The following is an 8,840-nucleotide window of genomic DNA, read 5'->3' on the forward strand; positions in this document are numbered from 1 at the left end:
TTTAATTTTGGAGAGGTGGCAGAGTGGTCGATTGCGGCGGTCTTGAAAACCGTTGTGCTGCAAGGCACCCGGGGTTCGAATCCCTGTCTCTCCGCTAAAAAGCATTGAAAAATAAAGAGAATTCTTGTAAGCGAATGCTTATGAGGATTTTTTATTACATAATTGTAAAAATAGCAATACAAAGAAAAGACAGTAGAAATGGTGATGCTATCCCTAAATGGAATGTAAGTTTACACTTGTACAAGTGTGAGGCAATACTTGTACAAGCGTAAAATCCTGATATCCACGGTGTAACTAATCAACGAAAATGTAGAAAAATCGATATTGATGTAAACTAACTGATAATGAGGAGGAAATGCTCTGATTTGCATGATACGTCTCTATTCATAAAAGGCAGGAAAGTGCAGATTTAGGCAGAAGTTCAGTTACCAGAGTGTTACCTTGTTTTGATGTAGGTAACGATGGTGCAGTATTCGGTAACTGAATTATTTCCACTCGTGTGGTTGTTGCTTTGGTCGGCAGTTTTCTGCGTAAGTGAGGAACGCTTTAATTCGGGTAACTTTACCCACAAATATTAAAGCGTATGAAAACAGAGAAAATGAAGGTGTTACTCTACCTTAAAAAGAGCAGTTTGGATAAGTCGGGCAAGGCTCCGATTATGGGACGAATAACGATTGGACGTTCCATTGCCCAATTCAGTTGTAAACTCTCCTGCAATCCTAACTTTTGGAATCCCCGTGAGAGCAGGATGGATGGTAAGAGCCGCGATGCGGTGGAGATTAACGGGAAGTTGGAGAATTTGCTACTCTCCATTCAATCGGCTTATCAATCATTGATTGCCAAAGGTTGCCTATTTGACGCAACCGAAGTAAAAGAGCAGTTTCAAGGCAGCGTACAGGCACGGTGTATGCTCATCGAAAGGCTGGATATGCTTATCAAGGAGCGTGAAGCGCACATCGGTATAGATATGAAGAGAGAATCTATGTCTGCCTATCGTCTCACCCGAAAACGATTGCAGGAGTTCATTCAAAAGAAATATAATGTTTCGGACTTGGCATTCTCGCAGCTGACAGAAAACTTCATCTACGAACTGCAGACGTTCTGTCTCGGTGAACTCGGTTATCAGCAAAGCACATTCTTCAGAGTGGCAGCAGATTTGAAGACTGTCTGTAGGCTTGCTTATCGTGAGGGAATAGCCGATACATTTCTGTTTGACAAAGCGCATATAGAACGTGGAGACAAGAAAACGCCGAAAGCACTCGACAGGGAAGCCTTGGAGAAGTTAAAGGCTCTCCGCTTTGATGACTTGGAGGAGGAAATGGAAACGGCAAGGGATATTTTTCTCTTTGCCTGTTATACCGGTGCGGCCTATTATGATTTGATGATGCTTGGTAAGAAGCATCTTATTCGTGATGATAAAGGCTGCCTGTGGTTGAAGTTCAATCGGCAGAAAACGGGTGTGCTTTGTCGCATCAAATTATTGCCCGAAGCCATCCGACTAATCGAGAAAATGCACAGCGATGAAAGGGAAACATTGCTCCCATTCATTAAATATCCCGCTTATCTGTCTTGCCTGAAAGCCTTACGACTGCGGACAGGTATTTCTTTTCCTTTTACCACGCATACCGCAAGGCATACTTTTGCCACCCTTATTACCTTGGAACAGGGCGTACCCATCGAAACGGTGAGCAAGATGCTCGGACACACGAACGTAAGTATGACCGAGCGTTATGCAAAGGTGACACCGCAAAAACTCTTTGAGGAGTTCGCTCGCTTCCTTTCTTTCACAGAAGATATGCAGTTGGTGATTTGACCAATTGCTTTCATTCGACATCGTTTTGGATAAAAATATACATACAAAACCATCAAGACAATGAGGAGTACATTCAAGATATTGTTCTATATCAACAGGCAGAAAACAAAGGCTGATGGTAAGACTGCCATTCTCTGCCATATCACCATAGATGGGAAGAGTTCCGCCATAACCACAGGAGAGGAATGCCTGCCGGCAGAGTGGAACGCCAAACAAGGACAGACTACCGACAAAAGGATAAACAAAAAGCTAACAGAGTTCAGAGAACTTGTAGAAAATACTTATCGGGATTTGCTCGTAAGTGATGGAGTGGTAAGCGTGGAACTTATCAAGGACCGCTTGCAAGGTATTGCCATCCATCCGACAACGTTGCTTGCCATGAGCAAGACGGAATTGCAATCCGTCAAAGAGTGCGTGGGTAAATCAAAAGCAGAAAGCACGTACCAAAATCTTTGCTATTCCGACAAGCTGTTATGCGAGTTTGTCAAGGATAAAGGTGTCAAGGATATACCTGTAACCATCATTACGGAAGATTTGTTTGAAGAATATCGTTTCTTTCTTAAAAAGCAAGGGTTGGCAGCTGCAACCATCAACCGCTATCTTTGCTGGCTAAGTAGGTTGATGTACCGTGCGGTCAGCCAGAGGCTCATTCGCTGTAATCCCTTTGAGAATACCAAGTACGAGAAAACAGAACAGAAGATACGCTTTCTGCAAAAGAACGATGTGGCCAAACTCATGGCTTTGAAAGTAAACGACAAGGAGGCAGAACAGGCAAGGCTAATGTTCATCTTCGCTTGCTTTACAGGCTTGGCTGTTGCCGACATGGAACACCTGCAATATGGACATATCCAAACGGCAGCGGACGGACAGAAGTATATCCGCAAGGAACGGCTGAAGACAAAGGTGGAGTTTGTCGTTCCCCTGCATCCTATAGCCGAAGCCATTATCAAACATTGCAAGGCTGAACAGGAGAAAAACGGAGGAGGGCAATCGGTGAAAGAAAAAGGTGAATCTGAAACAAGGACAGATAACCTTGTATTTCCCTGTGATTGCAGCCGAAGTGTGATGAGTGCAAAGCTAAGCATCGTGGGCAGAGCTTGCGGTATTAGAGAGCGGTTATCCTACCATCTTGCTCGGCATACGTTCGGTACGATGAGTCTGAGTGCAGGTATTCCCATAGAGAGCATTGCCAAGATGATGGGACACGCTTCTATTGCCATCACACAAATCTATGCGCAAGTAACCGATAATAAGATTTCGGAGGATATGGACAGGTTGATTAGAAAATATCAAAAGGAGAAAGAAAAGGAGGAAGCGATATGAACGTCAATCATCATCAAGCAAAAAGAGACCGCAGCTATTTCGAATGGAGCGATAAAATGCAAATCATTTGCAAGGGAAATGGCAAAATCGCCATGACGGAGGGCGAACTCGTAGATTTCTTCGGTGTAACGTGGAGGAAGCTCAATTATCACCTGCAACTGCTTCTGAAAACATCTCATCTGCACCCTGACGAAAGGGATGCAGGTGAGGTGGAAGTTTTCGTGGATGGTCAATTAAAAGGTTATACGCCGCTTTATCCGCTTCCAATCATCATTGCCCTGTCCTTTCAGCTGGATAGCACGGAAGCCTATCTGTTCAGAAAGTACATTTGCAGGGAAATACACTGCCCGGCAAACATCATCACACCGATATTCTTAATCGGCAAGACGGATAGTTGATACTGTTCTTTCTCTTTCCCGATATTATCTTACTACATAACTACAAGGAGAAGGAATACGGTGAAAGAAAAAGCTTAAGCGTGTAGTCAGAAAATAGAAATCGCCATTACTACCATCTGACTACACGCTACCATATTTTTTACAGGTTTTTCACAGCAACAACGGGAAACAGCATCGGTATCTCGCCATTCTTTCCTGCAATTTTGAACTTTCCTCCAGTTAAGCAATCATATTCACAAACAGGTTGAAGAATGAGTTTATTTTTGCCATAATCTTATGAACAAGGAAAAGAGTTGCAGGGCAATAGGATTGGTTTGAGGACAGAAGTGCTAAAAATGTAGATTTCATTTGGGGGATGATAATATTAAAAGTATTTCCTTAATGTTTTTTGATTTCAATCAAAAAGCAAAGAGAATTTATGAGAAACTCGGGGTTGAAATCAATGAGGAAATTAAGACACTCCAAGGCTGAAATACATTATGATGAAACACAGATAAATCCGAGTTTATCTGGCTCAAAACAATAAAGCAGTTTTAGAAACAGTAAATCTATTTATTCTGTTTTCCGATATATCAGTCGACTCTATCTTCTCCACATCCTCTTAACATTGTCTTATAGGACAATCATCTTAAAAGTTTCTCATATCACTTCGAATTAAAAGGTTAGCAATGTTACAAAGGTACGAATTCCCACGATGAAGTTAGCATAATATCCAGACATTATCTTTAATGTATGTATTAGAACTGTGATTATAACAATAGCACAGCTATGTACATATCGTCACAAAATTTTTAATTATCAATCAAATGAGTTAAGTTTCTAACTCCAATTCATTGAAAATGGTAAAATTGAAAAAGCTAATTAACATTGTTAAAGTTTGAAGAGAAATATCTATCTTTGCACTTAAAATATTAAAATTATAAACAGCAGACATACCATTATAGAGTAATGAATGCTAGTTTAAAATACAAACAAAACAACAAAATGATTATCATACTCATTATACTTTTGGCCTTGCTCTTATGGAGTATTATACAAATAGCTTCGCTTACTCTTGTCATAAAAGAGGTGCGTAAGGCAAATTGGAAGGAATGGATTAATATAATTGTAGGATTTCTGAAGAAGCGTGCTGAGCGTAAAGTGTTCTACACTTTTATGGCAACAGAGGCAGCTCTTGCTGGTATTATACCTCAACTTCTGAGAGTTCACATTTCTGTCCGTTCCGCAGATAAAGAGATAACCTTTTGGGGGTATCTGTCCCAAAACTCTGAATGGTTGAGTTTTGGGATAGCAGTGCTAATTGCTATTGGTTATTTCCTATATCTTTGGCAATCTAATAAGAAAACACCTGAAGAATGGCAAAGAATAGTTGAGGTTTGTCGTTTGATAGATGAAGAGTTTAACTTCATCCCCACTCAAAAGTGGTTTGAGGATCAAAATACCAAGCAAATTAAGAATTTAGATAAGCGCTATTCTGAAAAACGGAATTTTCCATTTGAAGATATGGATTTTGCGTTAGCGTCATTGCACATTACTGATAAGTTCAAGCCATTATTAAAAAAGGATATAGGAAGGTTTAGGGATACATTGAGAACATTTATTAGAAATACAGATAAAGAACCGTCTTACTCTGAAATTTCAGCTAAATGCAGACATCTTGTTGAGAAAATGTATAGCTTAAGTGGAACTGTGACTTCTTATCTTGAATTAAGAGAATCAATAAATGAATTCCTATCCGCATTTGACGATTTCTACTATAATTCTGAAAACAACAAAAGAGATAAAATCCGAACAAAAGAATATTCTATTCGTGAAGATGGATATGCCCTACAGAAAGTGCTTTCCAATAGATGGATTGAGTTCAAGAAATATCATACAATTATAGTTACGGGTGTTGCTGGTACGGGAAAGTCTCATCTTATAGGAGATATGGTGACCCAGCGCAAGCGTGCTCATGAACCGTCTATACTACTTTTGGGGCAACATTTTACGCTATCATCTGATCCTCTTTCCCAAATTCGAGAGTTATTGGATATCAAATGCAAAAAGGAGAAATTGTTGAAGCAACTCAATAATTATGGCAAGAGAATAGGAGAGCCTGTGGTGATATTTATCGATGCTATTAATGAAGGAGCTGGTGATGAATTATGGAGAAAATTTCTGTTGGACTTCCTACAAAGTATAGACTCATATGAGTATCTGCGCCTCGTTATAAGCTTTCGTATATCAGACTGTAAAAATTGGTTTTATGATATTGCTCATAATTCTGAATACGCAGTATATCAGCATCATGGGTTCAAAGGATATGAGAGAGAAGCATGTGAGTACATGTTCTCATCTTTTGGTATAGAGCAACCAACTTGGCCTGTATATGGAGAAGAATTCTCAAATCCTCTTTTCTTAATCAAGTATTGTCGCAATCATGAAAGAAGTCAAGGCCCATTGGTGTTTGCAAATTTCTGGACAACTATTAAAGAGTATTGCAATGATACCAACCATGATATCGCAATAGATTTTAAGTATAACGAAGCCCAAAATCTTGTGATTAAATCCTTGCGCTCTGTTGCAGAACTAATGGTTAAAACTGGTAGTCGTTGGAAACTTGAATATCAAGTCGTAATAAAGAGATTGGCTCAGGAAGCTCAATATACAAGAACACCCAACGATTTTTTTGAATTGCTGATAGATGAGGGTTTATTAAGAACGGATGTCTATAACGGTGCCACATATGTAAATTTTGGTTTTGAAAGGATAGGCGATTATTTTATCGCAGAATATCTGATTTCAAATGCTACAGCCAAAGAATGGTTCAAATATAATTGGGGAGATCTTTCTGAAGCTTTGGCTATTCTTGTTCCTATAAATAAGAATAGGGAGTTGATAGAGCTTGTTGAAGAAAAGGATAAAGAAAAGGCGTTTCAAGCATTTATTGAGAGTGCTATGTGGCGAGATAATTTCACAGTGAAAGGAGATGAGTTAATACGCAAAATAAAGGAAGCAAAAGAATACGGTTTGATATTTGAACTCATCTTATCGCGTCCTTACAGAACAGATAAAGCTTCAAATGGATCTACTCTCTATGATATGTTATGGGATTTAAGTATGGCGCAACGAGATGCCATATGGACTATTTTAATTTCTGATCCTTGGTCGCATGGTAGGAAACTTATGGATTTGGCACGATGGGGGAGCGAAGCCTCAAACAATACACTCAAATCAATAGATGAAGAAATAGCTAAATCATGTCTTGAAACTTTGGTATGGGCACTATCCACTACTTGGCGAGAACTAAGAGATTGTGCCACACATGCTATAGTGAATATTTTAACTCAGCATAAAAATATTCTCTTGCCAGTACTGAAGAAATATAGTTTCGTTAATGACCCTTATATTCAAGAACGGCTATGGTGTGCTGTCTATGGTTCATTACTCCTAATGCAAGATGATAAAAATAGCTGTACAGTTGCAGAGTGGGTATATAGTAACATCTTCACCAAGAAACATATACCTGAGCACATTTTGGTGCGTGACTATGCTTGTAATATTGTAGAGTTTGGTCTTAGTAGAGGTTTGGATATAAACATAGAAAAGGAACTCATAAAAGTACCCTTTACAGACGGGACTTTACCTTCTATTCCTTCAAATGACGAAATTACTGCAATGTATGATAGAGATTGGGAAACAATACCAGAAAATGAACAAGACGTATTTAGAGTCCAGCACTCTATCCTATCGTCTATGGCACCAGAGCATGGAGTAAGAAGCTATGGAGATTTTGGAAGATATGTATTCCAGTCTAATCTTGATGGCTTTGGAGAAAATGTAGAAATGTTGTCGAATTGGGCCATACATATGATATTTGAAGAGTATGGATATGATCCTAATGTTTTTGTTCATTTTGATAAGAATAATGCTAGCTATAATCGATCTCATAGCAAAATTGAACGCATAGGAAAGAAATATCAGTGGATAGCCATACATCGTATTATGGCTCGGATGATGGACAAACACCCTGACAAAGATTGGAGTAATGAATGGTCTGAACCTGTACGAAGAGCCAGAACCATTGATCCTACAATATATCCTGGATACAAGCCTTTGCATCATCAGAGCAAATATAAACTTCCTAATTTTGATATATCGATACCGAAAAGTGATATTAAATGGTTGAAAGCGTGGAAGAATATGCCAAGGATCAAGGAGTATGTTCTTATGACCGATGAAAATGGAACTGAATGGGTGAATTTGTTCTCATACAGCAAGTATGTGAGTGAACCAGATGACGATAACGCTCTTATAAGAGATTTATGGACTTTCATACAGGCATATATTGTCAATAAGGAGGACTTGAGCACAGTGAGTGACAACTTATACCATATAGGAATTGAAGGACGTTCCTTTCATGAGAATGACGAAATTTACAATGTATTTACTCGCGAATTTTATTGGTCGGCAGTTTATAAGAATGCTGTAAGTATTCAGAATCATAAAAGAATACCATTCTCTGTAGGAGATAAGAACTTTGATGACATAATCATGGAACCTGCCTATTTGCAGTACACACTCTCACATGATGACGATGTATCATCCGAGGATTCTGTCAATCTGCTTCTACCTAATGAGTGGTTATTTAAGGGGCTTCAGTTGAGTTTTTCTAATGATGCTGGAGTATGGGTGAATGATAAAAATGAGATTGTTGTATTGGACAACTATATGTTCTCAAGTGGTCATAGCGCATTATTAGTTCGCAAAGACCATCTTCTTAATTATCTCAATGCTAACGAAAAAATAATGTTTTGGCCAATCCTAACAGAGAGGATGATTCGTTCAAGAGGGATAGGTTATGCCAATCATGGTCAGAATGGTGGCTGTGTTTATATGGATGAGAAAGGTGTTATACATCAGAAACTTAGATGTTATGAGCCTTCAAATATAGAAAAGAAATATTCAAAGTTTAAAAGCCTGATTATCAAGAAAACTAATACTGTTTTGCTTTGGCTCCACAAACACCATCTTATTTGGTTGTCAAAAAATAAGAAGATAGAGCTATATTATGGTATAGACTATATGCATTTAAGAAACTCTGAAACAGATATTTTTGACAGCATTTCCAATATGTCGGAATGGTTGAAGAAAGTTGCTGAAAGTAATAAGATTATCAAAAAAGAAGAGAATATTGAGTAAGTATCCCGCGCGAGATTATAGGTATAAGATCACTAGTGGGCACTTTAAATTAAACATCGTTCTTTGAAATCTTTGATAATCGCATAGTTATGTATCTTTTTGTAGCGTGACGATTTGAATTG

Annotated in this window: 4 protein-coding genes, 1 tRNA gene and 1 pseudogene; 5 read left to right on the forward strand and 1 reads right to left on the reverse strand. The window is 38.6% G+C overall.

Annotated features, from left to right (window positions below; genetic code table 11):
* The first annotated feature begins 9 nt into the window (after positions 1-9).
* From EV202_RS14590 to EV202_RS14605, 4 genes are all read left to right on the forward strand, one after another.
* A tRNA-Ser gene (locus tag EV202_RS14590) sits at positions 10-94 on the forward strand.
* A gap of 489 nt (positions 95-583) precedes the next feature.
* On the forward strand, positions 584-1,813 hold the full coding sequence (locus tag EV202_RS14595) for a site-specific integrase (RefSeq protein WP_131927577.1): 1,230 nt from the start codon (positions 584-586) through the stop codon (positions 1,811-1,813).
* 60 nt (positions 1,814-1,873) lie between these two features.
* Positions 1,874-3,136 carry a site-specific integrase gene (locus EV202_RS14600; protein ID WP_131927578.1) on the forward strand — a complete coding sequence of 421 codons (1,263 nt, stop codon included), beginning with the start codon at positions 1,874-1,876 and terminating at the stop codon, positions 3,134-3,136.
* Positions 3,133-3,534, forward strand: coding sequence for a hypothetical protein (locus EV202_RS14605; protein WP_131927579.1), 402 nt, complete (start codon positions 3,133-3,135; stop codon positions 3,532-3,534). Before EV202_RS14600 ends, EV202_RS14605 begins: the two co-directional genes overlap by 4 nt.
* Before the next feature lie 139 nt (positions 3,535-3,673).
* On the opposite strand, the pseudogene EV202_RS15480 reads toward EV202_RS14605, so the two are convergent.
* Positions 3,674-3,783: pseudogene (locus EV202_RS15480) on the reverse strand (class I SAM-dependent methyltransferase); the annotation flags it as partial.
* A gap of 699 nt (positions 3,784-4,482) precedes the next feature.
* On the opposite strand from EV202_RS15480, the gene EV202_RS14620 reads away from it, so the two are divergent.
* Positions 4,483-8,718: an NACHT domain-containing protein gene (locus EV202_RS14620; RefSeq protein ID WP_131927580.1), complete on the forward strand. Its 4,236-nt coding sequence runs from the start codon at positions 4,483-4,485 to the stop codon at positions 8,716-8,718.
* Positions 8,719-8,840: the final 122 nt, after the last annotated feature.

Source organism: Prevotella heparinolytica, from assembly GCF_004342845.1.
GTDB classification, from domain to species: domain Bacteria; phylum Bacteroidota; class Bacteroidia; order Bacteroidales; family Bacteroidaceae; genus Bacteroides; species Bacteroides heparinolyticus.